Origin of the sequence: Pseudomonas sp. Root562 (assembly GCF_001427125.1) — a bacterium.
Taxonomy (GTDB): Bacteria; Pseudomonadota; Gammaproteobacteria; order Pseudomonadales; family Pseudomonadaceae; genus Aquipseudomonas.
In genome coordinates, this window is record NZ_LMGK01000013.1 from 1 (window position 1) to 25,593 (window position 25,593).

A 25,593-nucleotide genomic window follows, 5' to 3' on the forward strand; every position below is an offset into this window, starting at 1 on the left:
GGGCGTGCATGCGTTCCGGAGAAGAATTTAATACGGCCAAGCTTTTTAGCGAAAAACATCTCGCGAAAGCTTGACCGTGAACAGAGTATCTACAGGTTGAGTGTCGTGATTATGCCTCAAACATGGCGAATCGTTTGCAGGTCACTGTCAACTTGAGAGAGACAGTATTTCAATTTTCATCTACTTATTGCACTAACCGGTAACCATTAACCTTCTCCTCACTCGGACGAATCAACGTCCCCGCAGGAGATTCCATCATGTTGACCCTTCGCAAAGCATCTGATCGTGGCATGGCTAACCATGGCTGGTTGAAGTCGTTCCATACCTTTTCCTTCGCCAATTACCGTAACCCGAAAGAACAGGGGTTTTCCGACCTGCTGGTGATCAACGATGACCGCGTGGCAGCCGGGAAAGGTTTCGGCCAGCACCCGCACCGCGACATGGAAATTTTTTCCTACGTGCTCGAAGGTGCGCTGGAGCACAAGGACACCCTGGGCACCGGTTCAGTGATTCGCCCCGGTGACGTGCAACTGATGAGTGCCGGCAGCGGCGTGGCCCACAGTGAATACAACCACTCGGCCACCCGTCCCGTGCATTTCCTGCAAATCTGGATCGTGCCCGACGTCAGTGGCGCCAAACCGCGCTATCAGCAAGAGCACTTCAGCACGCAGAAAAAACGCGGTCGCCTGCAATTGATCATCTCGCCCGACGGCGCCAAGGGTTCGCTGAAGGTGCGCCAGGATGCGCGGGTGTATGCGGCACTGATCGACGGCCAGGAAAGCGCCACTCTGGAACTGGCCGCTGACCGCTATGCCTACGTGCATGTGGCACGGGGCAGCGTCGAACTCAACGGCATGCCATTGCAGGAGGGCGACGGCGTGAGGGTTCGCAAGGAGCAGGTGCTGACCTTGAGCAACGGCGTGGATGCTGAAGTCCTGATGTTCGATCTGCGTGCGCAAGAACTGCCTGAAATGCCGTAACAGGCATCAAACTCGTAGGAGTGAGCCTGCTCGCGATAGCGGTGGATCAGTCAACACACCTGTTGAATGTGAAGCCGCCATCGCGAGCAGGCTCACTCCTACCATTGGCTTGGGTACATCCGCAGGAGATTGGTCGGCTGTCAGGCCGCCATCGCTGGCAAGCCANTGTGAAGCCGCCATCGCGAGCAGGCTCACTCCTACCATTGGCTTGGGTACATCCGCAGGAGATTGGTCGGCTGTCAGGCCGCCATCGCTGGCAAGCCAGCTCCCACAGAGGATCCCGGTGTGATCGGGATTTTCGACCAATGAAGATCCCCTGTAGGAGTGAGCCTGCTCGCGATAGCGGTGGATCAGTCAACACACCTGTTGAGCGTGAAGCCGCCATCGCGAGCAGGCTCACTCCTACCATTGGCTTGGGTACATCCGCAGGAGATTGGTCGGCTGTCAGGCCGCCATCGCTGGCAAGCCAGNGTGAAGCCGCCATCGCGAGCAGGCTCACTCCTACCATTGGCTTGGGTACATCCGCAGGAGATTGGTCGGCTGTCAGGCCGCCATCGCTGGCAAGCCACAGTGGATCCCGGTTTGATCGGGATTTTCGACCACTGAAGATCCCCTGTAGGAGTGAGCCTGCTCGCGATAGCGGTGGATCAGTCAACACACCAGTTGAATAAGAAGCCGCCATCGCGAGCAGGCTCACTCCTACCATTGGCTTGGGTACATCCGCAGGAGATTGGTCGGCTGTCAGGCCGCCATCGCTGGCAAGCCACAGNCTGAAGATCCCCTGTAGGAGTGAGCTTGCTCGCGATAGCGGTGGATCAGTCAACACACCAGTTGAATAAGAAGCCGCCATCGCGAGCAGGCTCACTCCTACCATTGGCTTGGGTACATCCGCAGGAGATTGGTCGGCTGTCAGGCCGCCATCGCTGGCAAGCCAGCTTCCGGCTGTACTTGGAACTGCGGCCATTGAAGATCCCTGTGGGAGCGGGCTTGCCCGCGATGGGCGGCAACGATAACGCGCCCTGTCTGAATGAGCGCAGTATCAGGTTTTCATTCACCGGTTCCGCAAAACCCCGCGACGATCTCGTCAATCACCACCCGCACCCTGGCCGTATGCCGCAAATCGGCGTGGGTTACCAGCCAGATGTCATAAGGCACAGGCTTCGTACGTTCCGGCCACAGCCTGACCAGCCCGTCCCGTTCGCCCATGTACACGGGGACTTCGCCGATTCCGATCCCGGCAGCGATGGATCGGCGCACCAGCAAACTGGAACTCAGGCTCGAGACAATCCGCCCGCGGCCAATCGGTTCACCAACCAGTGTCACGTCCTTGTCGCCTTGCAAATAGGGCTGATAGATCACCAGATCATGCCCCTCGAACGCCGAACCCGGCTGCGGTATGCCGTGGGCGTCCACATAGTCTTGCGAAGCAAACAAACCGATCGGCCATCGGGCGAGTCGGCGGGCAATCAGATCCGGGTTTTCCGGCCGGGTATTGCGCACGGCAATGTCGGCCTCGCGCTTGGCCAGGCTGAGAATTTGCGTCGAAGCGTCCAGCTGAACCCGCACGTCGGGATGCTGTCGATGCAAACGAGCGATGGCCGGGATCAGCAAATCGATAGCCATGGAATCGGTGGTGGTGACTCGCACGGTACCGGTCAATCGATCGTCCAGGCCTTGAATGCGTCGCTCCAGCTCGTGCGCTGAATGCTCCATTTTTTCCACGGCGCGCATTGCCGCTTCGCCCAAGGCTGTCAGCGCATAGCCTTCGGATGTGCGCAGGAACAACGTCGCGCTCAAGGACTTTTCCAGTGCCGCGATTCGCCGGCCAACCGTGGCTTGATCCACGCCCAGCACCCGTGCGGCACCGCGCAACGTGGATTCGCGGCAAACCGCGAGAAATACCCGTGCGTCATCCCAGTTCATGGTTTCTCCTGGTGATGCATCTGTGCATCACTACAAAGTGTAATCGCAGCATTATTGCATCAAAGAACCTCGATATGCTGGTCGCCATGAAAACACTCAGGACAACGTTCATGGACCGTATCTCACTGACCCCCGATAAACCTGGCAGCGCGATCTGGCTGCCGATCCTTGCAGGTCTCTGCGCCAGCCTGGTGAGCATCGGCCTGGCGCGTTTCGCTTATACGCCGTTGATTCCCTCTTTGATCCAAAACCAGTGGTTTTCCGCCAGCGACGTGGTGTTCCTCGGCGCCGCCAACCTGGTGGGTTATCTGATCGGCGCCTTGCTCGGCCACCCACTGGCCAAGCGTACTTCCAACAAAACCGTTCTGCGGTTGATGATGCTCACGGTGACCCTGGCGTTTTTTGCCTGTGCCTTCCCGTTATCGGTGAGCTGGTTCTTCGCTTGGCGTTTGCTGTCCGGCGTTGCCGGTGGCGCGGTCATGGTGCTGGTGGCTACGACGGTGTTGCCCCATGTACCCGCCTCCCGCAGAGGTCTGGCCAGTGGTGCGATCTTCCTCGGCCTGGGCCTGGGGATTGCCGGCTCGGGGACCCTCGTACCGCCGCTGCTCAGTATGGGTTTGCAACAAACCTGGCTCGGCCTCGGGGTGCTGGCGCTGGTCCTGACGGCGGTCAGCTGGTTTGGCTGGCCATCTTCCACTTCCCCTGCTCCAGCGCCGGCAGCGGTCAAAACAGCGCCGACGTCGATGCTTGCGGGTGTTTACCTGCTGTTCGCCCAATACGCCCTCATGGCAGCCGGACTCGTGCCCGCCATGGTCTTCCTGGTGGATTACGTCGCCCGGGGTCTCGGGGCCGGGCAACACGTCGGCGCAATGGTCTGGGTGATGTACGGTCTCGGCGCGATTGTCGGCCCGGTGAGTTACGGTTTTCTGGCTGATCGCCTGGGCGCCAAACGCAGCATACGCCTGGTGTTGCTGGTGCAGGCGATTGCGGTGGGCTTGCTGTCGATGTCCAGCACCTTCGTGGCTCTGGCGCTACTCGCGGTCATCATCGGCTCGTTTCCGCCAGGCATCGTGCCCCTGGCGCTGGCCCGGGTTCACGAACTGATTCCCGGCCACCATCAACAACAGATCGCCTGGAGCCGCGCCACGGTTTCGTTCGCCACTTTCCAGGCCATTTCCGGCTTCGCCTATTCGGCGCTGTTCAACGGCAGCGGTGGTAATCACCGATTGATGTTCATGGTGGCGGCCGGGGCGATTGTCGGTGCGTTGTTGTTGGAATGGGCGGCGCGTTTGCTGACCGGGCCGAAGGAAAAAACCTGCGCCGCTGCAACGATCACATAAACAAAACAATCCCACCGTTATCGAACTGACTTCATTGCTCAAAGGTATTCATCATGTCGCTGCCGCAAACCATGACCCAAATCGAAATCACCACACCCGGTGGCCCTGAAGTGCTGCAACCAAACCTGGTGCCCGTACCCGTAGCGGGCGCTGGGGAACTGTTGATCCGTGTTCATGCCGCCGGGGTCAATCGACCTGATGTGCTGCAACGCGCCGGTCAATACCCGATGAAACCGGGCATGAATCCGATCCCGGGGCTGGAGGTGGCCGGTGAAGTGGTCGGGCTTGGCGCAGGCGTCAGCGACTTCGTGGTCGGCGACAACGTCTGCGCCCTGACCAACGGCGGCGGATATGCGCAGTATTGTGTCGTCCCCGCCAGTCAGGCTCTGCCGATTCCAGCCGGCATGGATTGGCTACACGCCGCAGCCATTGCGGAAACGTTCTTCACCGTGTGGGCCAACCTGTTCGAGATGGGCGGCGCGCGCAAAGATCAACGAGTCTTGATTCATGGCGGCACCAGCGGCATCGGCACCACCGCGTTGATGCTCTGCCGTGAGTTCGGCATCGAAGCGTTTGCCACGGCGGGCAGTGCAGAAAAGTGCGCGGTGATCCGCAAGCTGGGCGCCGAGGCGATCAACTATCGCGAACAGGATTTTACCCAGGTCATTGCTGAAAAAACCGCGGGGCGCGGCGTCGATGTGATTCTCGACATCATGGGCGGTTCGTACCTCAACAGTAACGTTGCGGCGCTGGCTCTCGAAGGGCGACTGGTGATGCTCGGTTTCCTCGGTGGCGCAGTAGCCAGGGAAGTCGATCTGTTGGCGATCATGGCCAAACGCGCCACAGTCACCGGCTCGTTGTTGCGTTCTCGCACCCGGGAAGAAAAAGCCGCGATTGCGCAACAGTTGCGCGAGCACGTGTGGCCGGTATTGGCGGCCGGGCGTTGCCTGCCAATGATCGATGAGGTTTATCCCCTGGCCCACGCGGCGCAGGCCCACGGGCGCATGGAGGGCGGCGATCACATCGGCAAGATTGTGTTGCGGGTGGATTGAACGGCTGTCGAAATTATTCCCGCCCTGCGTGTGCATCTGCTAAAACGCGAACTTCATGTCCGTGCGGGTTGAACAACCGATGTCCACTGCTCTTCTCACTCGTCTGCGGCGACGCTGGCTGCCGCTGCTGTGCATGGCCGCGCTGGTGGTGGGCCTGCCCGTGGGTTGCGGTGCTCTGCAATATAAGGAGCGCGAGTTGCTGTTTCGCATCGAACCGGGCACGGCAGGCTGGTATCGCGGCTTGCCGCAGGACGTTCAGGAATTGGACATCAAGCCAGCAAGTTTCAAGGCCGGGCAAAACCTGCATGCCTGGTGGTGGCCGGCAGCGCGTAAAGATGCACCGGCAATTCTCTACTTGCACGGTGTGCGCTGGAACCTGACCGGACAGGCGTTCCGTATCGAGCAGTTGCGCGCCATGGGTTATTCGGTGCTGGCGATCGACTACCGCGGGTTTGGCCAGAGCAAAGGCGACCTGCCATCGGAAGCCAGTGTCTACGAAGATGCCCGGGCCGCCTGGGAGCGTTTCAAGGTGATGCAACCTGACGCCGGCAAACGCTTGATCTACGGCCATTCGCTAGGAGGTGCGGTGGCCATCGACCTTGCAGCAGAGCTCGCCGCTCAGGCGAAAAACAATCATGGTTCGGTGCCGGTCCGGGGCCTGGTGATCGAGTCCACCTTCACCTCGCTTGGCGATGCCGTGGCGGAAGTCGCCGGCAACAACCTGCCGGTGAACTGGTTGCCGGTGCGCTGGTTGTTGTCGCAGAAATTCGATTCCATCGACAAGATCGTCGACATCGACATGCCGCTGCTGGTGGTCCATGGCCTGGCCGATCAGTTCATGCCGTCGCGATTCAGCCAGCAACTGTTCAATGCCGCCAACCAACCTAAGAGCCTGTTGCTGATTCCCGGCGGCACGCACAACAACAGCATGAGCCTGGGTGGTTCCCGGTATCGCCAGGCGCTCGATGGCCTGATGCAAACCAAACCATCGCAAATGGCCGGGGCGGTGGCTCGCAGCGCCCAGGACTCCTGAGGTTTTCGCGATCGGCCAGTCAGAAATCGCGCTGATTACCGGGTTGCATCGTCTGTTTTCGGTTCGGGCGCGCATTCATCGATCCCCGTCACACTGCTTCGGGGTACAAACTGTACGGCTTTGGCCTCCGCGCGCCAGGGTCGAACGATGTACATGCCATCCGCTTCCGCCAGCAAGCGCAAGCGGATGCTGCTGCCTGGATTGTCCGGGTCGTTGATCGCCTCCAATAACTGAGTGCTCGCTGCCCAGGTCATCACGGTGCAGTTGCGAGCGCCGGAGGATGGCAATTGCAAGGTTACCCCCGCCAATTTGGCGCTCGTTTGAGGGATGAGACCCAAAACAAAGATGACCACCATCGCCACCAGCGCCGCGTGTGCGACGGGATGCTCATGGCGACGCATGACCACCACAAAATAAGCCCCGCCCAGTTGGATCAACCACAACAAAACCAGCTCAAGGAACATGAACGGTATAAACAGCCAGACATCATCCACGTACTCGCTGACGCTGCGGGCAACCACCACCGTGACATTGAGGATCGCGATCCACTGCACAAGTGCCGACATCACGCAGGCGAACCAGAACTCAAGGGAGACGCTGGTCTTCCACACGCGGGTGATAATCCACGCATGCCCCAACAACGTGAGTCCCCCCAGAGCCACCATGCCGAGCATCCACCAGCCACTGGTGTGGCCATAGGAAGCATGGACGCCGACCAGCCAGACAAACCCTCCCAACAACAGCACCCCATACAGCCAATGCAACATCAGTCGACGACGGAGCGGAGTCAGTCCGGATTTGCCCTGATCAAAACTCAAGTGGTCACTCAAGCGTTCGCCAGAATCATTCAACCGGTGAAAGATGATGAACGCCGGCATGACGATCAACGCCCCCAGCATCGCGATCACGAAGACCAGCATTGCGAACATCGCCGGTAATGCCGCGACGACGGCGGAAGACGTGATGCTTAACGGTATTTTTTCCACCTGGATGTATTGAAAGAGGTAAATCCCGGCAATCAACAAAATACTGCCGCCCAACGGCCAGGCACGCTCATTGAGCCACAACAAACCCTGGCTCAATTGCGCGTAGCGGTTTCGTGTGGAGGCAACTTGAGTTTTTTGCTCGCAATCGATGACGTCGACCGGTTCCAATTCCATAAACGCACAATCCTTGTTTCAGCAATGTTGAGCCGCGGTAGCAGGCCTCGAATGTACAGGCAGGGGCTGGCAAAAACATCATCGCTGCAGCGAATCAGAAGTCTCTGACAGAAAATTCGCCTCAGCCGTTTGAAACCGCGCCCGATAGCGACCCGGACTTTCTCCCGTCCACTTCTTGAATGCCCGGTGAAACGCGCTGGGCTCCTGAAACCCCAACTGCTCGGCAATGTCGCTGATGCTCGCCCGGCTTTCGCGCAGCTGTTCGAACGCCACCGCCCTGCGCACTTCGTCTTTGATTTCCTGATAGGAACAACCTTCGCGCTCCAGTTTTCGGCGAAAGGTGCTGGGGCTCAGGTGTTGTTCCAGGGCAAAGGCCTGCAAGGTCGGCCATTGGCTGTAATGGCTGCTGCGCAAGCGTTGGTGCACTTGCGACGCCAGACCATGCTGATTGCGAAAACGGATCACCAGCCATTGTGGCGCGGTGCGCAGAAATACTTTCAGCGACGCCAGGTCCTGGACCACCGGTAGCCGCAGGTAGTGACTGGCGAACTCGATTTCGGTGCGCTCGGCACCGAAGGTCAGGTTGGGGCCCCAGAGCAACCGGTCATCGCTCAGGGACAAACGTTCATGGCGGAAGTCTGCGCGGTCGATAGGTATGCGCCGGCCTCCCAGCCAGCACAGCAAACTGATCATCAGCACCAGGAACGTTTCTTCGCCGAAACGATTGGCATCGGCATTCTGCGAATACGTCTCCAGACTGATCACCGCCCGTTTGCCGCGCACGGTCAGCGTGCCGCGAAAGTCGCGCAGGAACAGGGCGAAATTGGCCAGGCACTGGCGCATGGCCTTGTGCAGGTCGGGCTCCTGAATCAAGGCCCGGCAAATCAGCGCAAAGGCGCCTGGCGGCATGCCATGGGAATCGAGGCCGAAGAACTCGTCGTTGAGCTCGCGGATCTGAATCAGCCACAACGCCGCAAAGGCACTGGCTGGCACTCGCGCCGATGGCTGCTGCATCACGGTCGGGTCGATGCCGGCCTGTTCCAGCACGGCACGCACCCGCTGCGAATCGTCGGCCAGACCATGGATCATTGCCTGCACGAAGTAGGCGGCCACTGAATCCTTTTCCCGCATGTGAACGCTTCTCTCCCGATCACCCGAAATGGCAAAAAACATCAGGCCCGTTGAACAGTTTCGGCATAGGACAACCGCCCTGCCGGTTCTAGACTCGCGGCAATAGTACGCTTTGTGCCACGACGGCGGCCAAGGTATCGCAGGGTTTATCGGAAGGACGGCAACATGAATCTGCAAAACATTGGCGTGATCGGCGCCGGCACCATGGGCAACGGCATTGCGCAAGTCTGCGCCCTCGCCGGCTTCAACGTGACCCTGCTCGACATTTCCGAAAGCGCTCTGCAAAAAGCCATCGCCACCGTTGGTAAAAACCTCGATCGGCAGATCGCCAAGGACACCCTGACCACCGAGCAAAAAAACGCGGCCCTCGACAAGATCCAGACCAGCACCGACTACAGCAGCCTGCACAATGCTCAGCTGGTCATCGAAGCTGCCACCGAGAATCTCGAACTGAAATTGCGGGTGTTGCAACAGATCGCCGCACAGGTCAGCGCTGACTGCGTGATCGCTTCCAACACCTCATCGCTGTCGATCACCCAGCTCGCCGCCAGCGTCAGCCAGCCTGAGCGCTTCATCGGCCTGCACTTCTTTAACCCGGTGCCGGTGATGGGCCTGATCGAAGTCATTCGCGGCCTGCAAACCAGCGACGCCACCCACACCCTCGCGCTGGACATGGCGACGGCCCTGGGCAAAACCGCGATCACCGCCGGCAACCGCCCGGGGTTTGTGGTCAACCGGATTCTGGTGCCGATGATCAACGAAGCGATCCTGGTGTTTCAGGAGGGCCTGGCCAGCGCCGAAGACATCGACGCCGGGATGCGCCTTGGCTGCAACCAGCCCATCGGCCCGTTGGCGCTGGCCGACCTGATCGGCCTCGACACGCTGCTGGCGATCATGCAAGCGTTCTACGAAGGCTTCAACGACAGCAAATACCGTCCGGCGCCACTGCTCAAGGAAATGGTTGCCGCCGGCTACCTGGGACGCAAAACGGGGCGCGGCTTCCATGCCTATGCCTGAGCGTTGCTCGCGTTTTGCCGAATACCGGGACAAGGTGCTGGAACTGTTCGCCTGCAAGGGTTTCGGTCAGGTCGGCATGCGTGAGCTCGCGACGTGCCTGGGGCTTTCCCCGGGCTCGTTGTATCACCATTACCCGAGCAAACAGCACCTGTTGCTGGACCTCATCGAAGAGTTTTACGAAGAGTTGCTGGCGACCCTGGGACGCATCCAGCAAAAGGCTCCGGCCAAGCGAGACCGGCTCAACCATGTGATTCGCGCCCACCTCAATCTGCACCGCGAGATGCCTTGGCATTTTCGCCTGGTCGAACGCGACTGCGGCTGCCTGAATGAAGACCAGCAGGCTCGGGTCCGGCAATTGCGCGAGCAGTACGAACGCACCTTGCTGGTGGTGCTCGGCGCCCGTTCGCGATTCAGCGAATCGGGAAAATTGGCGGCCGGGCATGCCATCGCCTCGCTGCTCAATAGCGCACCCAGTTGGCTGACGACTCAGTCACTGGACGAGCAGGAGCACAACGAGTTGCTTGAGAATCTGGTGAGCGGCGCCATTGAACGCCTGCTGGCGCCACGGCGCGCGAGCGAAGCGATAAGCATCACCCGCTCTATCGAAAAAAAATCTGACAATGTTCAGGCAGCCGCCGCGTTTTAGCGCTTTGCTGTCCCGGTCAGCCTCATCAGAATTCATCGCGCCAAACGATGTCAGATCCGATGTGCACCTTCATTGACCGGGAGCAGAATCATGAAAATCAATCCCTACCTCATTTTCAACGGCGACTGCAAAGCCGCTTTCACCTTCTATGCCCAATGCCTGCAAGGCCATATCGAAGCGATGATGACCTTCGGTGAAACGCCTGCCGCCGAGCATGTGCCAAAGGAACATCACGACCTGATCATCCACACCTGCCTGAAAGTTGGCGATCAGATGCTGATGGCGTCCGATACCACGCCCGACCGCCCGACACCGGGCATGAGCGGTTGTTCGATCTCACTGAATGTCGACAGCGTCGCCGAAGCCGAACGGGTGTTCAATGCGCTGGCCGCGGGCGGCAAAGTCGAGATGCCGCTGGACAGCACTTTTTGGGCCGCCCGTTTCGGCATGTTGATCGACAAATTTGGTGTGTCGTGGATGGTCAACTGCGAAAAGGACCAGTAATCAGGCCTTCCTGTTCGAAGATGGCCCATTCGCAAACAGCCCAATCCGAAAGATTGGGCTTTCTGGCAACTCCTCGCCTGTCTGCTACCGTCAACAAAACGGTCTTCCCGATATCGAAAATGTTCGGATAAGACCGGTTCAGACGTGTCGCATAACCTTTCGTCGCAAAGCAAAACGCTGGGCGCAATACACAGCCTTGTCTGGCTTGCGGCTTGCACAGGCCGAGCGTAGCTGCCCAGGAGTGACATAATTCTGACACGGCAGCACCTCAAACTAACGCTTAAGGACTCCAGCGAAACGCTTGGTCAGTCACCGGAGATGTAACGTGTCAACTCTCAATGAAATCGCAGCGAACCACGCGAGAATGGCCAAGGCAAAAGAGTTGGAGGCGACCGGTTTGGGCGAGCGACAGCTTCAAATAGTGGGCAGTTTTGAAATCCCCTCAATGGATCATCAACAACCGGTGGTGCCGTTGCACCTTGTAGCGGGCGCTCAGGAAAACATCCCTGGCCAGGCTGTTGGCTATCTGATCTGACGCAACGTGAGGCAAGGGCCGTGCGGCGTAGAACTGCACCGCCCTGCGGGAATGGTTTAATCCAATTGCGACTAATGCTTAGCGCTTATCGTGATTAACCTCGGTGGAAAGTTCCGGCCCAACAGCAATACTCCACTCTGATTCGAAAACCATTCGAGTATGGCGTGGGGCAATAAGTCATGAACTTGACCGTCTCCGATCCGAAACAGTCTCGATTTTCGTTAGTCAGGCGATGCCTTCGCCAACCATTAGTGCATTTTTTACTGGCCGGTTTTGCACTCTTCATGCTGTACGGCGGTTTACAGCGTTCAACCGTCAATCAAGATCCGCAACGCATCGAAATCACCCCTGAAGTTGTTCAGCGCATCGCCATTTCCTGGCTGGCGCGCTGGCAGCGCTCTCCCTCGGAACTGCAAATGCAGGGTCTGGTTGATGAATATGTGAAAGAGGAAATCCTCTATCGCGAAGCCCTGAAGCTTGGTCTGGATAAAGACGACACCATTATTCGACGCCGATTGGCGCAAAAAATGGATTTCCTTGCCGAAGATGTTGCGTCGCTTCGCGAACCTGCGCCTGGTGTACTTGAAACCTGGTACCAACAGCATCAAGAGCAATACGCCCCCCCACCTCTTGCAACTTTCCACCATGTGTTTTTTGCTGCGGACAAGCGCGGTGCCACTGCGCAAGCCGACGCTATGGCCGCCTTGAATAGTCTGGCAGACAAGAACAGCGGTACAGGCGATGAGTTCTTGTTCAAAAACGCCTACACAGAGCAATCACAGGATCAGGTGGCGCGGGTATTCGGCTCAACCTTCGCCCTTTCATTGTTCAAGCAAACGCCCGGACGTTGGGTCGGGCCTGTGGAATCCGGGTTCGGCTGGCATCTGTTGTGGATCGATGCGCTGGCCACACCAGCGGCACCGCCCTTCGAAACCGTGGCGCAGCAGGTCAAGTCCGATTGGCTGTCGGAGCAACGCAGCGCATCCAAGCGCAGCAGTTTCGACGCGCTGAAGGCACGTTACGAAGTGGTAATGATGGTTCCCGCAGCGGACGGTGCGATTGCCGCCACGCAAGCCGAGCGCCAGCAATAATGAAGCGCAAGGTCTGGCTGCTGTTGCTGCTCTGGTTCATGGGCCTGACCGCGATCGCCCATGAGTCGCGCCCCGCGTACCTGGAGCTCAATGAAACGGCCATCGGACGCTATGACGTGCTGTGGCGCACACCGGTGCTTTCAGGCATGCGATTGCCCATTGCATTGCGCTTTGCCGAAGGGATGCGCACCGTCGTCGAACCCGTGGAAAGCCAGCTCAACGACTCACTGATCGAACGTCGGATCATCGATACCGGCCAATCGGGACTGGTCGGGCAGCGCATCGAATTCATAGGCCTGCAAGCGAGCATTACCGATGTGCTGGTGCGTGTCTCGCGCCTGGACGGCAGTCAGACGACCACCCTTGTCCACCCTGCCCGGCCCTGGATAGAAATCGCCGCCTCGCCGGGGGCGTTTTCCGTGGCCGGTGCCTTTCTGGTGCATGGCATCCAGCACATTCTTGGAGGCTTTGATCACCTGCTATTCGTCTTCGGCCTCCTGTTGCTGGTGGGCAATGGCTGGATGCTGGTCAAGACCATCACCGCGTTCACCCTCGCCCACTCCATCACCCTGGCCCTTGCAGCGTTGGATGCGGTGCGGCTTCCCGGCCCACCCGTGGAGGCGACCATTGCCCTGAGCATTCTGTTGCTGGCAGTGGAGATAGCCCGCAAAAACCGCGGTGACGTCAGCTTCACCCTCCAATGGCCATGGGTGGTGGCGTTCTGTTTTGGCTTGCTGCATGGCTTTGGTTTTGCCGGTGCGCTGACGCAAATCGGTTTGCCCCAACGCGACCTGCCGCTGGCCCTGTTCACGTTCAATGTCGGCGTCGAAATCGGTCAGTTGATGTTTGTCGCCGCCGTGCTGTGCCTGCGAGCGTTGTTGTTGCGTTGTCGGCTACCACAGCCCGGCCTCCGGTATGCCCGACCGATGGCTGCTTACGGTTTGGGTACGCTGGCTGCCTTTTGGTTTTTTGAGCGTGTCTCGAGTTTCTGGGCCTGAACCCAGCACTGTTACTGCCGTATTGCGGAGACGTGGAATATGCAAACCCTATCCTGCTTTATCACACCGTCACTGCTGGGTTGTGCCTTGCTGGCTGTCGGCCCCATGGCAATGGCAGAGGGCAACCCGGATCGCGAGGTTTACTTTGGCCAGACGCATTCGCACACCTCCTGGTCAATCGATGCCTACCTGATCGGCAATCATCAGGTCGATCCCGAGCAAGCCTACCAATACTCGTTGGGCATGCCGGTCAAGCATCCGATGGGGTTTGAAGTCCAGCTCAAGGGCCGACCGCTGGATTTCCATGGCGTGACCGATCATTCGGAATACGTTGGCGTGATCGCCCTGGCCAACGATCCCAAGTCAGACTTCAGCAAACAGCCGATCGCGCAAAAACTGATCGCCAGGACACCAGAGGAATTCAACCGGGTGTTCAAGTGGATTGCCGGGAGCTTGAGCCACCCGATCAAGGAACTGATTGATCCGAAAGTGGCCGGCAACATCTGGCGGCAGAACATCGCCATTGCCGATAAGTACTATAAACCCGGCAAGTTCACCACCTTCGTCGCCTATGAATGGACCTCGGCCCCCAACAATCAGAACATGCACCGCAACGTGTTTTTCCGTGATTCGAAGAAGGTGCCGGACTTGCCCTTCACGGCCCTCGACTCGGACAAACCGGAGGATTTGTGGGGCTGGATGGACGATCAGCGCAAAAAGGGCAACGAAGTACTGGCGATCTCCCACAACGCCAACCTCAGCAACGGCTTGATGTTTGCGGTGGATGTCGATGACCGTGGTCGCCCCATCGATGCGGCTTGGGCCGAAACGCGAATGCGCAATGAATCCCTCACCGAAATCCACCAGGTCAAGGGCACCTCCGAAACCCACCCTGAGCTGTCGCCGACCGATGAATTCGCCAATTACGAGATCATGAGTTTCTTGCTTGGCGTCGACAACAGCACGTCGAAAATCAATGGCAGTTACATCAGGCAAGCCTGGCAAAACGGCATGGCCCTGCAGGAGTCTCGCGGATACAACCCTTATAAAATGGGCGTGGTGGGTGCCAGCGACTCGCATAACGGGGTCATCCCTTATTTGCAGAACAACAATTTCGGTTCCCACGGTTTCACCGACAGCACACCGGCGGCACGTCTTTCCGGCAAAGCCAATTCGGGCATGGTGGCATTGCAAACCAGCACCTCGGGTCTGGCTGGCGTATGGGCTGAAGAAAACACCCGTGAATCGATTTTCGATGCCATGAAGCGTAAAGAAGTCTACGGCACCAGCGGCGTGCGAATTCCCGTGCGCCTGTTTGGTGGCTGGGGCTTCGACAATAATGTGTGGAACGAAAAGGACTGGGTGCATGCCGCTTACGCCAGGGGCGTACCCATGGGCGCTGACTTGCCGGCGAAACCGGGTAAACAGGCACCCTCCTTCGTGGTATGGGCGGTCAAGGATGCCGACGATGGCAACCTCGACCGCATCCAGATCATCAAGGGCTGGACCAAAAACGGCCAGACCTTCGAGAAGATCTACGACGTCGCCTGGGCCGGCGATCGCCAGCCGGACTCGATCACTGGCAAAGTCCCTGCGGTGGGGTCCACGGTCGATGTCTCCAAGGCAACTTACTCCAACACCATCGGTGCCACGGAGCTGAAAAAAGTCTGGGTCGATCCGGATTTCGATCCGGCTCAGCACGCGTTCTACTACGCCCGCGTGCTACAGATTCCAACACCGCGCTGGAGCACCTACGACGCGGCCAAACTGCAAGTACCGCCACCGGCCGACGTCGCGCCAACCGTCCAGGAGCGCGCGTGGACTTCACCGATCTGGTACTCGCCGTCAGCCGAGGACAGCAAATCCGCGGTGGCTGGCAAAACCATCGAGCAACTGAAAACCGAAGGCGCCAAAGCCCTCACCAACGAGCAGTTGCAAGCTTTCGTGGTGGGAAAAACCATCAAGGTACGCAATACCGTCACCGGCCAGACATTCGAGATCGTCTACGGCACAGACGGCCAACGCCTGGTCGCCAGCGTCGATGGCAAGCCGCCCACAGAGGGGGAATACCTGAACATGCTGCATGGCGGTCAATTCGGCGTGCCGGCCAAATACGAAATCAAGGACGGGCATCTGCTGACGACCCTCGGCGGCGCGCCCTTCGAGGCCACGGTATTCGAGCAAAACGGCCGCTATGTGGCGGCTCGCAGCAACGAGTTCGGTTATGTGAATTATGAGGTTGAAGAGATGAAATAGCGCCACGGGATTTCAGTGTTGGTCGCTCTGGACATAGATGGAATTGAACGCACAAGAGTGCCCGCGAGTGCGGGCAATCGGTGTATTTCGAGCTTGCTTGGTCAGGCTGCGTTCACACCTGGTAATAGCTGCGATACCAGCTCACAAATTGCGCCACACCGGCTTCAACCTCCACTTGCGGAGAAAACCCGACCCAGTCTGCCAGCGCCGAAACATCAGCCCAGGTTTTGACGACATCGCCGGCCTGCATCGGCACGAAGTTGCGCTGAGCGTGTATGCCCAGTGCCGCTTCCAGGCAATCGACAAAATCCAGCAGGGCCATTGGCATGCCACGCCCTATGTTGAAAAGCCGGTTGACGCCCTCCCCCTGTTTGTCCGGCACCGGCGGCTTCGGACACAGGCGGACAATGCTTTCGACAATATCGTCTATGTAGGTGAAATCCCGAGCCATCTGGCCATGATTGTAAATATCGATCGGCTGACCCTGGAGGATCGCTTGCGTGAACTTGAACAACGCCATGTCCGGCCGGCCCCAAGGCCCGTAAACGGTAAAAAAACGCAACCCGCTGGCCTTCAGACCGTACAGATGACAATAGCTGCAGGCGAGCAACTCATTGGCGCGCTTGGTCGCGGCATACAGGGAAACCGGCTGCTCGACCGCGTCATCGACACTAAATGGCAACTTGCTGTTGTCGCCGTACACAGAACTGCTCGACGCGTAGATCAGGTGTGCGGGCCGATAGTGTCGACAGGCTTCCAGCACATTGAGAAACCCGACCAGATTCGATTGCGCATAGGCATCCGGATTGTCCAGTGAGTAGCGAACCCCCGCCTGAGCGGCCAAGTGCACAACCTCGGTAAAACCGTGCTGTTTAAATAGAGCCATCAAGGCCGACTTGTCGACAATGTCCATCTTCTGAAAACGGAAATTGCTCAGCTCACTCAGTTGCTTGAGTCGGGCGAGTTTCAATTCCACGCTGTAATAGTCGTTGAGGTTGTCGATACCGACAACTTCAAGACCGTCCCGGCACAACCGTTTGGCGGTGTGATACCCGATGAAGCCTGCAGCGCCAGTCACAAGAATCGTCATGATCTCTGCCCGCGTGTTATTCCCATGGCCGTTACTTATAGCCTTGCTTTATTTCAGGGTCCAGATTCAATAACCAGCCCCACTATTGGGTAATTGCCTCTGAACCCCTCATGCAGCACACGACTATAAGCATCAAAAAAAGTTTAATCCGTTCGGCCGAAATATAAACACATTACAAAACAACAGGTTAAGCAACACCCTTTGAACTATTGGATAGAAGGCATGTTTTTTGACAAGGAACGTTTGACATGCTGTCGAGACTGGTCAATAACTACACAGGTCTGATAAACCAGAATACGAGTGCAGTTTGTACGCTTATTTCTGTTGATCGGGCGCCATCAGTTTTTTCTGTTTTTCAATGATCCTTGGTAAGGACCGTGCGGTAGCTTTGCCTATCGAAAACTGCCTGATGGTTATGCCTAACAAGCTGTCAGATATAACGCCAATCCAGTTACCTTCACTGTTACGCCGATGAAACATATTGTGATTCATTATTGAAACACACTTATGGACATCAAATAAAAACAACAACTCTGCCTGACTTGATAACTTCTCGGACTCAGTAGAGCCACTGCCTGCCTAAACTTTCGATATTGACGGAGTTTACCAGCATGCCCGCAATTAGCTCCGATCGTTCCAACTGGTACCTGTTGCAATGCAAGCCTCACCAGGACGAACGCGCCCACCTCAATCTGCTTCAACAGAATTATGCCGTTTTTCATCCCCAGCTTTTGAGGGATCGCGTCATTCGCGGCAAACAACAACGGGTTCGGGAGTCCCTCTTTCCCGGGTACCTGTTCATCCATCTTGGCGGGAACGACAACTGGTCGCCCATTCGCTCTACCCGTGGCGTCAGTCGTTTCGTCGAATTCAATCATGGTCCTGCGACGGTGCCCGAGAACGTCATCGAGCACCTGCGTGCGCGCTGCTTTGAATCATCGTTAACCCCTGATGACCCGCCCCTGACACCCGGCGACCACCTGCAAATAATTCGCGGGCCACTGTCAACACTCGAGGGGGTTTTCATCACATCGCACGGGGCTGAGCGCGTCATGATCCTGCTTCAATTTCTGAACCGGAATCAAACGATCTGCATGCCACTCCGTGACCTCGAACGTCAGCTATCCTCGATTCACCCCAATATCTGACGGAGCCATGACATGGCCTTGAGTTCACGTTGCCCTTTTGCATTGATGATGGTCTCTCTTTACCCAGGAATGGCCTGGAGTCTCGATCCGGCACCGATCAATGTTTACGGATTCGATTTCACGCCGACCTTCCTGGTCGCAGAGAGCTATGACGATAACTTTCGAGAACTGGAAAACAACACGCAGTCCTCGATGATCACCAAGCTGGTGCCCAACTTCGAGCTCAAGGCTGAAGACCGCAACAGCGCAACACGACTGATCTGGCAGCCTGCCCGCTACATTTATCACGACGAATCGGATGCCTCTTACACCGCACAACGGCTGCGGGCGGACAGCATCATGGAGTTCACCGACAGGCACCGCCTGAAACTGGAAGCCGAATACCGCAAGTGGCAGCGCACCGAATCGACCGCGGTCGAAGGTGAAAACGACAAGTTCAACAACAAACGGGTGGGCGGTCTTTACACCTATGGCGCCAAAAGCGCGGACAACCAGATCGATTTTGGCGCCAGCTACGCCGAACTGCGTACCGACAACTCCGATGGCATCAACGAGGACAAGGAACGCAATACCACTGCACTTACGAGCACCTGGTATCACCGCATCGGCAGCAATACCCGTGGCCTGCTGGAGTATGACTACACCGATTTCGACTATCTGGAAACCAACAGCACGCGCAGCAGCCAATCCAACGCGGTATACGCCGGTGCCGTCTGGGACGTCACCGCCAAGACCACCGGTAAAGTCCGCCTCGGTTACGAGAAAAAAGACTTCGACAACAGCGAATCCAAGGACCTCGACAACCCGACGTGGCAAGTGGACCTGCAATACAAGCCACGCACCTATTCAACATTCACCTTTGTCGCCCGCCAGGCACTCGCCGAGGGCGACGATGGCGCCGATGCGGTGAAGTCGACCTTTACCCAGGTCGGTTGGCGCCATGGTTGGACGGATCGGATCACCACCCTGGCACAGGCCGGATTCGGTCGATATGTCTACGAAGGCCAAAGCCGCACGGACGATTTACAGGACTACAACCTGGCGGTGATTTATGCGATGCGCCGGTGGCTGGACATCGAGCTCGGCTATCGCTTCCGCGACAACGACTCGGATGCCGACAACGAAAGTTTTACCCGTAACGTGGTTCAGATCAGCTTCAACGTAAGCCTCTAAGAGGGTTTCGTCATGAACATACGCATAGTTGCCTTGTTGTTCGCACTGGCGGTACTACCCAATACGTATGCAGCAGACCCCGGCACCCAATACAAACTCGCCGCCGGCGATGTCTTGCGCATCATCGTCTTTGGCGAGCCGGAGCTGAGCATGAAAAAAATCCGTCTGAGCGATGCCGGCACCTTTTCGTACCCTTTCCTGGGGGAAATTTCCGCGAAGGGACTGACCCCCGGGCAAGTCGAAAAGATCATCGTCGACGGACTCAAGCAAGGCTATCTGAACGACCCGAAAGTCAGCCTGAGCCAGATCGAATATCGTCCGTTCTATATCAACGGCGAAGTGAAAAAACCCGGCAATTATCCCTTCATACCCGGGCTCACCCTGGAGAAAGCCATCGCCCTGGGCGGTGGCTTGACCGAACGGGCCTCGATCAAACGCGTGACCATCGTGCGCGGTGATGGCGGCGCCACACTCACCGATGAAGTCACCCGCAACACCACGATCGGCCCCGGCGATACCATTTCCATTGCACAAGGCTTTTTCTAATCATGGACAACAGCCCTAGCACCTACGTCGAACGTCCTCTGTCAACGCACGTACATCAACAGTACAGCGAAAACCAGGACACCATTGACCTGCTCAAAATCTGGAGGGTGATCTGGCGCGCCAAATGGAACATCGCCTGGCTCGTCCTGTTCTGCTGTGCGTTGGCCGCCATTGCTGTATCAGCCATTACCCCGCAATACATCGGCAGTACCACCTTGTTGTTCAACGATAAAACCCCGCCGCTGATGTCCTTCCAACAGGTCAAGGACTCGGGCAGCAATGCCACCGAGTATTTGCAGACACAACAAGCGCTCCTGCAATCGCGGGACCTTGCCGAACGCGCGGTGAAAAAACTCGGCCTGACCACCAACCCGGTCACTGACCCGCGCCAGCAACCGACACCCTGGTTCACCCCGCGCAAATGGCTGGCGGAGCTTGAGCTTGACCAATGGCTGCCGGGGCTGAGTACCTGGGTACCGATGAAAAAAGTGCCCAGCGAAGAAGACGTCTTTAACCAGGTCACGCAAAACCTCATGCAGCACACCAGCGTCAAGTTCGTTGGCAAAAGCCAGTTGCTGGAAATCGAGGTCGAACTGCCCGACCCGGTTCTGGCAGCAGCAGCGGCCAACGCGCTGGCCCAAGGCTTTACCGACAGCCAACTGGACACCAGCGAGAAGTCATCGCAGGCCACTACTGCCTGGATGAACACTCGACTGATCAAGCTGCGCGACAACCTGCGTGTCGCCGAGAAAAAGCTCCAGGGCTACCGCGAAGAGCAAGGGCTGGTTGACGTCGGCGGTGTCGCCACCATCAGCGCCAATGAACTGGAGATGACCGGTAATCGCATGGTCGACGCCCGTCGCAACCGTGCAGAAGCCGAGAGTGAATACCGTCAGGCGAAGGCCCTGAGCAACGGCGATCTGAGCCGTCTGTCCAGCGTGCCGGCAGTCTTGAGCAACCCGCTGGTCCAGCAATTCCAGGCGGATCGCGCCAAAGCCCAGGCCAAGGTCGATGAGTTGGCGGGACGCTACGGGCCCAAACACCCGAGCCTGATCTCCGCGCAGTCCGAATTGCGCGCGGCCACCACCAGCCTGCAATTGCAGGTGCAGCAGGTAGTCGCCGGCATCGAACGGCAATACCAGCTCGCCACGGCCAGCGAAGCCTCGCTGCGCCAGTCCTTCAACAGCAACAAGGCGCAGATCCAGGACATCGCTCGCAAAGAGTTCCAGTTGCGCGAGTTCCAGCGTGAAGTCGACAGTACCCGCGCGCTGTATGAAACCTTCGTCACCCGCTTGAAGGAGACCGCAGCCACCGCCGATATGGACTCCACCAAAGTGCGCATCGTCGACCCGGCCATTGTCCCTGTCGAAGCGAGCAAGCCGCGTAAAACGTTGATCGTGGGGATCGTCGGATTGGTTGCGACGTTGGTCGGCATGGCGCTGGCGCTGCTCATGGACAAACTGAGCAACACCTTCAAGACTGACGAGACGATTGAAAGCACGCTGAACATTCCGCTGCTCAGCGTCGTGCCGCTGGTCATGAAGAAAAGCCGTCGGCAACTGGCGCGGTTGTTCGAAGACAATGAGAACCCGCGTTTTTCCGAGACCATTCGCAACTTGCGCACCTGGCTGATGTTGCAAAGCAGCGACATGCCCTCGCAGGTGGTACTGGTCACGTCGACGGTTGCCGGTGAAGGCAAAAGCACCATTGCCAACAACCTGGCCAGCTCGCTCACTCCACTGGAGCGCGTGCTGCTGATCGATGCCGACATGCGTCAGCCCACCCTGTCGCTGAACTTTGACTTTCCGCCCGACAGTCCGGGACTGGCCAATGTGATTGCAGGCACTGCAAGGCTCGAGGATTGCATCGTTTCGGTGGGCAACCTGGACATGCTGCCGGCCGGGATGGTCATGCCGCCTTCGGTGGATCTGTTCGCCGCACCGCGGTTGCCGTCCCCTGCCGATTCGCTTAACGCGTCACGCCAGCCTCCGCCGCAGGATCTGCTCAGTTCACCGCGCATGGCGCGGATGCTGGAGGCGCTGAAGTCGCGTTACCGCCACATCATCATCGATTCACCGCCTGCGGACATGATCAGCGACGCGCTGTTGCTGGCCAAGCATTCGGACGCTGTGATCTATGTGGTCAAGGCCGACAGCACGCCGATCAGCCAAGTGCAGAAAGGCATTGCCATGTTGCAACAAAGCCATGTGCCGGTATTTGGCGCTGTGCTCAATCAGGTAGACCTGCGCAAGGCGCGCAAATACGGCTACCACCATTCCAAGTCGTTTTATAACTACGACTTCGCACCCCGGTAACGCCCGGCCTGCCGGTCTGTCACTGCGCTGTTAACTGCCAACACAACACAACACTTCGCTTCACCTCTGCCGAGCTACGGAAAAGCCTGCGGGAGCCACGCCGTGTCCGCTCCTAAAGCGCTGACGCATTCATTTTGCCTTGAGGTCAAGCCCATGACTCCGCTCTATACCGCTCAAATGGCACACCGCCGAGGCCTGACGTTCTGGGGCCAGTGGTTTTGCGCAATGACGCTGGTGGTCGCGCTGTTAATGCTGCTCGTGTACTGGCGCGTCGGCAGCCTCACCAGCCCTTACCGTATCCTGATGATCCTGACTGTGCTCGGTTCAGTGCCGATCTACAGCATGATGCAGGTTTATCACAAGCGTCATGGCCTGGTGGTCGGGCTCGGCCGTCTACTGGCCGGCTGGCTGATCCTGCTGGCAGTGCTGGCGAGCATTGCCTTCATCACCCAGACCAGTGCGACGTACTCTCGCCAGGTCATCATGGTCTGGGCAGTGCTGGGCTTTGTGGTCCAGGCCGCGAGTTTTCTGCCGCTGCACTCCTTCGCCCGGCTGCATTCGCGGATGATCTGCAGGGAGCGTCGCTCGGTGATCATCGGCACCTGCCCGACCGCTCACGAACTGGCGAAAAAACTCTCGCGACCGAACCGCGCGCTGGTCCTGGGCTTCATCTCCGCCGCCGATGACAGTGGCCCGGCACCGAGCATTTTGCCGTTGCTGGGACATGTCGACTCGATCCGCGAAATCATCACGCGCCTGGACGTGCGTCGCGTCTACATCGTCCTGACAATGGCGCACGCAGCCACCATCGAAGCGCTGTACATCGATCTGCTGGACATGAACGTCGATGTGGTGTGGATCCCGGACTTCGGCAGCATGGTGCTGCTCAACCATTCGATCTCCGAAATAGAGCGAATGCCGGCCATCTATCTCAACGAGAGCCTGATCAGCTCGCATCCCGCCAGCCTGTTTTGCAAGGATCTGTTCGAGCGCAGCCTGGCGGCCATGGCCATTATTGTCCTTGGCCCGTTGCTGTTGGGGGTGGCGATTGCCGTCAAGCTGACCTCCCCCGGGCCCGTGCTGTTCAAGCAAAATCGCCACGGCTGCAACGGCGAAGTGATCAAAGTCTGGAAGTTTCGCTCGATGCGCCTCCACGACGACAGCGACGTGCGCCAGGCCACCCGGGACGATGATCGCGTCACCCCGCTCGGACGCTTCCTGCGTCGCAGCTCCATCGACGAATTGCCCCAGCTGTTCAACGTGCTGTTCGGTCAGATGGCCTTGGTCGGGCCGCGCCCGCACGCCGTGACCCACAACATTTACTACACCGGCAAAGTGCGCGCCTACATGGCCCGTCATCGCCTCAAGCCTGGCATTACCGGGCTGGCCCAGATCACCGGGCATCGGGGCGAAACCGAAACCGTGGAAAAGATGCAGCTGCGCGTCGCCCAGGACCTCAACTACATCAACCAATGGTCGCTGTGGCTGGACATCAAGATCCTCATCAAAACCCCCTTCACGCTGTTCTCCAAAAACATCTACTGACGCCCTGCCCCATCGTGAACCTGCGTCACGACGCCCCGAGGTTAGATCATGAATGTGAGCGTATTCGGTATTGGTTATGTGGGCCTGGTACAAGGCGCCGCGCTGGCGGAAGTCGGCCATAACGTCCTCTGCGTAGACGTCGACAGCGCCAAGGTCGACGCGCTGAAGGACGGCACGCTGCCGCTCTATGAGCCGGGTTTGAAAAGCCTGGTCCGTGATAATCACCAAAGTGGTCGGCTGCAATTCGGCACTGACCTTGCCAGTGCGGTGCACCATGGTGATGTGCTGTTGATCGCGGTCGGGACGCCGCCTGATGAAGATGGTTCAGCGGACCTCAAATACGTGCTGGACGTTGCGCAAACCATCGCGCTGAACATGGACCGCCATCACATCATCGTCGACAAATCCACCGTCCCGGTCGGCACTGGCGACCGGGTGCGCGAACGCATCGAGCAGGTGCTGGCCGACCACGATCGCAGCCATCTGACCTTCGATGTCGTCTCCAATCCCGAGTTTCTGAAGGAAGGTTGCGCGGTGGAGGACTGCATGCGCCCGGACCGCATCATCATCGGCACCGACAGCCCACACGCCGAAGCGGTCATGCGCGAACTGTACGAACCGTTCAATCGCAACCGCGAAAAGATCATCGTCATGGACATGCGCAGCGCCGAACTGACCAAGTACGCGGCCAACTGCATGCTGGCGACCAAGATCAGTTTCATGAACGAAATGGCCTGCCTCGCCGAAAAACTCGGCGCCGATATCGAGATGGTCCGGCACGGAATCGGGTCCGATCCGCGCATCGGTTATCAGTTCATCTATCCGGGCCTGGGCTATGGCGGGTCGTGTTTCCCCAAGGATGTGCAGGCGCTGATACACGCCGCCACCAGCGTCGATATCGACGCCCGGGTGCTCAAGGCCGTGGAGTCTCGCAACCATGAGCAGAAAGCCAGCCTGTTCAAGAGGGTTTTCGATCATTTCGAGGGTGCCTTGCGCGGCAAGACCTTCGCCCTTTGGGGCCTGAGTTTCAAACCCAACACCGACGACATGCGCGAAGCCCCCAGCCGGGTGTTGATGGAGGCCTTGTGGCACGCCGGCGCCAGCGTCCAGGCGTTCGACCCCAAGGCCATGGAAGAGGCCCAGCGCATTTATGGCTCGCGCGATGACCTGACACTGGCGGGCACCAAGGAAGCAGCGCTGAAAAATGCCGATGCACTGATCATCGTCACCGAGTGGCAATCGTTCCGGGCACCGGACTTCGATTTGCTGATCCGCCAGCTCAAGCAACCGCTGATTTTCGACGGACGCAACCTGTTCGATCCGCAGCGTTTGAGCAAGCGCGGCATTACCTACGTCTCCGTGGGCCGGCAAACCCGGCCGGTCAACTGACAGGAGTCGCGCCATGATCAAGCTGCAGATAGTCCGGCGTTTTTCTCCCAGGTTACTGGACGCCAACCAGGCGTATTCCTTCATCAACTTTGCATCCATCAGCAGTTTTTTCGAGCAGACACCAAGCACCGTCGCCTATTTTTGCGACGGCATGCTGATGTCGCTGTTCATGTCCCGGGTGACCGGCCGTGCAATCGGCCGGGTCAGCTTTGACTTCACCTCGATTGCCGACGCGGTACTGGGCAGTGCCGAGCAACAGGGCAAGCGCGTGTATTTCGTCGGTGCCCGGCAGGTTGAACTGGATCTGTTCATCGACAAGATCAGGACGCTCTATCCGCGACTGACCATCGCCGGTTATCACAACGGCTATTTCGATGCGTCCCAGGCTGTGGACATTCAGTCCGACATCTGCCGCAGCGAAGCGGACATTCTGATCGTCGGCCTGGGTGCCGGGCTGCAAGAGCGGTTTGAACAGGATGCGCTGCGTGCAGGCTTTCGCGGTGTCGCCTTTACCTGTGGCGGGTTCATTCGCCAGGAAGCCATGGCCACCCGGTATTACTACCCCGCCATGATCGACCAACTGCATCTGCGCGCGTTCTACCGGATGTACCGCGAACCCCATACGATCAAACGCTACCTGATCGACTACCCGAGCAATTTTTTACACCTGTTGACCCTGCTCGTTCGGCGCAAAGTCGCCATCAGCGTGGGGGAATGACCG

Annotated in this window: 22 protein-coding genes; 18 read left to right on the top strand and 4 right to left on the bottom strand. The window is 58.3% G+C overall.

What is annotated here, in order from left to right; all coding sequences use genetic code 11:
- The first annotated feature begins 257 nt into the window (after positions 1-257).
- On the top strand, positions 258-980 hold the full coding sequence (locus ASD60_RS12935) for a pirin family protein (RefSeq protein ID WP_056854382.1): 723 nt from the start codon (positions 258-260) through the stop codon (positions 978-980).
- 1,047 nt (positions 981-2,027) lie between these two features.
- On the opposite strand, the gene ASD60_RS12940 is transcribed toward ASD60_RS12935, so the two are convergent.
- A complete protein-coding gene (locus ASD60_RS12940) occupies positions 2,028-2,903 on the bottom strand; it encodes a LysR family transcriptional regulator (protein ID WP_056854383.1) in 876 nt (291 codons plus the stop codon).
- A gap of 110 nt (positions 2,904-3,013) precedes the next feature.
- Here ASD60_RS12940 and ASD60_RS12945 point away from each other — a divergent pair, with 110 nt between their 5' ends.
- The 3 genes from ASD60_RS12945 to ASD60_RS12955 all read left to right on the top strand — a co-directional run bounded on the left by ASD60_RS12945 (position 3,014) and on the right by ASD60_RS12955 (position 6,328).
- Positions 3,014-4,243 (top strand): YbfB/YjiJ family MFS transporter, encoded by a 1,230-nt coding sequence (locus tag ASD60_RS12945; protein ID WP_056854424.1) that lies wholly within the window; start codon positions 3,014-3,016, stop codon positions 4,241-4,243.
- A gap of 53 nt (positions 4,244-4,296) precedes the next feature.
- Positions 4,297-5,295, top strand: coding sequence for an NAD(P)H-quinone oxidoreductase (locus ASD60_RS12950; protein ID WP_056854384.1), 999 nt, complete (start codon positions 4,297-4,299; stop codon positions 5,293-5,295).
- A 79-nt stretch (positions 5,296-5,374) separates the two neighbouring features.
- Positions 5,375-6,328, top strand: coding sequence for an alpha/beta hydrolase (locus ASD60_RS12955; RefSeq protein ID WP_056854425.1), 954 nt, complete (start codon positions 5,375-5,377; stop codon positions 6,326-6,328).
- 35 nt (positions 6,329-6,363) lie between these two features.
- Here the strand turns inward: ASD60_RS12955 and ASD60_RS12960 are convergent, their stop codons facing one another.
- Both ASD60_RS12960 and ASD60_RS12965 read right to left on the bottom strand, forming a co-directional pair.
- Positions 6,364-7,368 carry a hypothetical protein gene (locus ASD60_RS12960; protein WP_236708454.1) on the bottom strand — a complete coding sequence of 335 codons (1,005 nt, stop codon included), beginning with the start codon at positions 7,366-7,368 and terminating at the stop codon, positions 6,364-6,366.
- 198 nt (positions 7,369-7,566) lie between these two features.
- Positions 7,567-8,619 (bottom strand): AraC family transcriptional regulator, encoded by a 1,053-nt coding sequence (locus tag ASD60_RS12965; RefSeq protein WP_056854386.1) that lies wholly within the window; start codon positions 8,617-8,619, stop codon positions 7,567-7,569.
- Between the two features lie 165 nt (positions 8,620-8,784).
- Here ASD60_RS12965 and ASD60_RS12970 point away from each other — a divergent pair, with 165 nt between their 5' ends.
- From ASD60_RS12970 to ASD60_RS13000, 7 genes are all read left to right on the top strand, one after another.
- A complete protein-coding gene (locus tag ASD60_RS12970; protein ID WP_056854387.1) occupies positions 8,785-9,636 on the top strand; it encodes a 3-hydroxybutyryl-CoA dehydrogenase in 852 nt (283 codons plus the stop codon).
- Positions 9,623-10,282 (top strand): TetR/AcrR family transcriptional regulator, encoded by a 660-nt coding sequence (locus tag ASD60_RS12975; protein ID WP_056854388.1) that lies wholly within the window; start codon positions 9,623-9,625, stop codon positions 10,280-10,282. Before ASD60_RS12970 ends, ASD60_RS12975 begins: the two co-directional genes overlap by 14 nt.
- A 90-nt stretch (positions 10,283-10,372) precedes the next feature.
- Positions 10,373-10,786 (top strand): VOC family protein, encoded by a 414-nt coding sequence (locus ASD60_RS12980; RefSeq protein ID WP_056854389.1) that lies wholly within the window; start codon positions 10,373-10,375, stop codon positions 10,784-10,786.
- A 325-nt stretch (positions 10,787-11,111) separates the two neighbouring features.
- Positions 11,112-11,321, top strand: coding sequence for a hypothetical protein (locus ASD60_RS12985; protein WP_056854390.1), 210 nt, complete (start codon positions 11,112-11,114; stop codon positions 11,319-11,321).
- 179 nt (positions 11,322-11,500) lie between these two features.
- Entirely contained in the window at positions 11,501-12,412 is a 912-nt protein-coding gene (locus tag ASD60_RS12990; RefSeq protein WP_056854391.1) for a peptidyl-prolyl cis-trans isomerase, read from the top strand.
- Positions 12,412-13,410, top strand: a complete 999-nt coding sequence (locus ASD60_RS12995; RefSeq protein WP_056854392.1) for a HupE/UreJ family protein — start codon at positions 12,412-12,414, stop codon at positions 13,408-13,410. The genes ASD60_RS12990 and ASD60_RS12995 overlap by 1 nt, the downstream gene beginning before the upstream one ends.
- Before the next feature lie 39 nt (positions 13,411-13,449).
- Complete coding sequence (locus tag ASD60_RS13000; protein ID WP_056854393.1) at positions 13,450-15,666, top strand: DUF3604 domain-containing protein; 2,217 nt, start codon at positions 13,450-13,452, stop codon at positions 15,664-15,666.
- A 112-nt stretch (positions 15,667-15,778) separates the two neighbouring features.
- Here ASD60_RS13000 and ASD60_RS13005 read toward each other — a convergent pair whose 3' ends face one another.
- Positions 15,779-16,756, bottom strand: coding sequence for an NAD-dependent epimerase (locus ASD60_RS13005; protein WP_056854394.1), 978 nt, complete (start codon positions 16,754-16,756; stop codon positions 15,779-15,781).
- 611 nt (positions 16,757-17,367) lie between these two features.
- Between ASD60_RS13005 and rfaH the strand changes: the two genes are divergently transcribed.
- The 7 genes from rfaH (at position 17,368) to ASD60_RS13040 (ending at position 25,590) form a co-directional block, all read left to right on the top strand.
- On the top strand, positions 17,368-17,904 hold the full coding sequence (gene rfaH, locus ASD60_RS13010) for a transcription/translation regulatory transformer protein RfaH (RefSeq protein ID WP_056854395.1): 537 nt from the start codon (positions 17,368-17,370) through the stop codon (positions 17,902-17,904).
- 12 nt (positions 17,905-17,916) lie between these two features.
- Complete coding sequence (locus ASD60_RS13015; RefSeq protein WP_056854396.1) at positions 17,917-19,077, top strand: outer membrane beta-barrel protein; 1,161 nt, start codon at positions 17,917-17,919, stop codon at positions 19,075-19,077.
- Between the two features lie 12 nt (positions 19,078-19,089).
- Positions 19,090-19,623 carry a polysaccharide biosynthesis/export family protein gene (locus tag ASD60_RS13020; protein ID WP_056854397.1) on the top strand — a complete coding sequence of 178 codons (534 nt, stop codon included), beginning with the start codon at positions 19,090-19,092 and terminating at the stop codon, positions 19,621-19,623.
- A gap of 2 nt (positions 19,624-19,625) precedes the next feature.
- Positions 19,626-21,938 carry a GumC family protein gene (locus ASD60_RS13025; RefSeq protein WP_056854398.1) on the top strand — a complete coding sequence of 771 codons (2,313 nt, stop codon included), beginning with the start codon at positions 19,626-19,628 and terminating at the stop codon, positions 21,936-21,938.
- A 153-nt stretch (positions 21,939-22,091) separates the two neighbouring features.
- Positions 22,092-23,483, top strand: coding sequence for an undecaprenyl-phosphate glucose phosphotransferase (locus ASD60_RS13030; protein ID WP_056854399.1), 1,392 nt, complete (start codon positions 22,092-22,094; stop codon positions 23,481-23,483).
- A gap of 48 nt (positions 23,484-23,531) precedes the next feature.
- Positions 23,532-24,872 carry a UDP-glucose dehydrogenase family protein gene (locus ASD60_RS13035; RefSeq protein ID WP_056854400.1) on the top strand — a complete coding sequence of 447 codons (1,341 nt, stop codon included), beginning with the start codon at positions 23,532-23,534 and terminating at the stop codon, positions 24,870-24,872.
- A 13-nt stretch (positions 24,873-24,885) separates the two neighbouring features.
- Entirely contained in the window at positions 24,886-25,590 is a 705-nt protein-coding gene (locus tag ASD60_RS13040) for a WecB/TagA/CpsF family glycosyltransferase (protein ID WP_056854401.1), read from the top strand.
- Positions 25,591-25,593 lie beyond the last annotated feature (3 nt).

Excerpts from the sequence above, each read along its gene's own strand:
- ASD60_RS12935 (WP_056854382.1), top strand. The coding sequence starts at position 258 with ATGTTGACCCTTCGCAAAGCATCTGATCGTGGCATGGCTAACCATGGC.
- ASD60_RS12940 (WP_056854383.1), bottom strand. The coding sequence starts at position 2,903 with ATGAACTGGGATGACGCACGGGTATTTCTCGCGGTTTGCCGCGAATCC.
- ASD60_RS12945 (WP_056854424.1), top strand. The coding sequence starts at position 3,014 with ATGGACCGTATCTCACTGACCCCCGATAAACCTGGCAGCGCGATCTGG.
- ASD60_RS12950 (WP_056854384.1), top strand. The coding sequence starts at position 4,297 with ATGTCGCTGCCGCAAACCATGACCCAAATCGAAATCACCACACCCGGT.
- ASD60_RS12955 (WP_056854425.1), top strand. The coding sequence starts at position 5,375 with ATGTCCACTGCTCTTCTCACTCGTCTGCGGCGACGCTGGCTGCCGCTG.
- ASD60_RS12965 (WP_056854386.1), bottom strand. The coding sequence starts at position 8,619 with ATGCGGGAAAAGGATTCAGTGGCCGCCTACTTCGTGCAGGCAATGATC.
- ASD60_RS12970 (WP_056854387.1), top strand. The coding sequence starts at position 8,785 with ATGAATCTGCAAAACATTGGCGTGATCGGCGCCGGCACCATGGGCAAC.
- ASD60_RS12975 (WP_056854388.1), top strand. The coding sequence starts at position 9,623 with ATGCCTATGCCTGAGCGTTGCTCGCGTTTTGCCGAATACCGGGACAAG.
- ASD60_RS12980 (WP_056854389.1), top strand. The coding sequence starts at position 10,373 with ATGAAAATCAATCCCTACCTCATTTTCAACGGCGACTGCAAAGCCGCT.
- ASD60_RS12990 (WP_056854391.1), top strand. The coding sequence starts at position 11,501 with ATGAACTTGACCGTCTCCGATCCGAAACAGTCTCGATTTTCGTTAGTC.
- ASD60_RS12995 (WP_056854392.1), top strand. The coding sequence starts at position 12,412 with ATGAAGCGCAAGGTCTGGCTGCTGTTGCTGCTCTGGTTCATGGGCCTG.
- ASD60_RS13000 (WP_056854393.1), top strand. The coding sequence starts at position 13,450 with ATGCAAACCCTATCCTGCTTTATCACACCGTCACTGCTGGGTTGTGCC.
- ASD60_RS13005 (WP_056854394.1), bottom strand. The coding sequence starts at position 16,756 with ATGACGATTCTTGTGACTGGCGCTGCAGGCTTCATCGGGTATCACACC.
- rfaH (WP_056854395.1), top strand. The coding sequence starts at position 17,368 with ATGCCCGCAATTAGCTCCGATCGTTCCAACTGGTACCTGTTGCAATGC.
- ASD60_RS13015 (WP_056854396.1), top strand. The coding sequence starts at position 17,917 with ATGGCCTTGAGTTCACGTTGCCCTTTTGCATTGATGATGGTCTCTCTT.
- ASD60_RS13020 (WP_056854397.1), top strand. The coding sequence starts at position 19,090 with ATGAACATACGCATAGTTGCCTTGTTGTTCGCACTGGCGGTACTACCC.
- ASD60_RS13025 (WP_056854398.1), top strand. The coding sequence starts at position 19,626 with ATGGACAACAGCCCTAGCACCTACGTCGAACGTCCTCTGTCAACGCAC.
- ASD60_RS13030 (WP_056854399.1), top strand. The coding sequence starts at position 22,092 with ATGACTCCGCTCTATACCGCTCAAATGGCACACCGCCGAGGCCTGACG.
- ASD60_RS13035 (WP_056854400.1), top strand. The coding sequence starts at position 23,532 with ATGAATGTGAGCGTATTCGGTATTGGTTATGTGGGCCTGGTACAAGGC.
- ASD60_RS13040 (WP_056854401.1), top strand. The coding sequence starts at position 24,886 with ATGATCAAGCTGCAGATAGTCCGGCGTTTTTCTCCCAGGTTACTGGAC.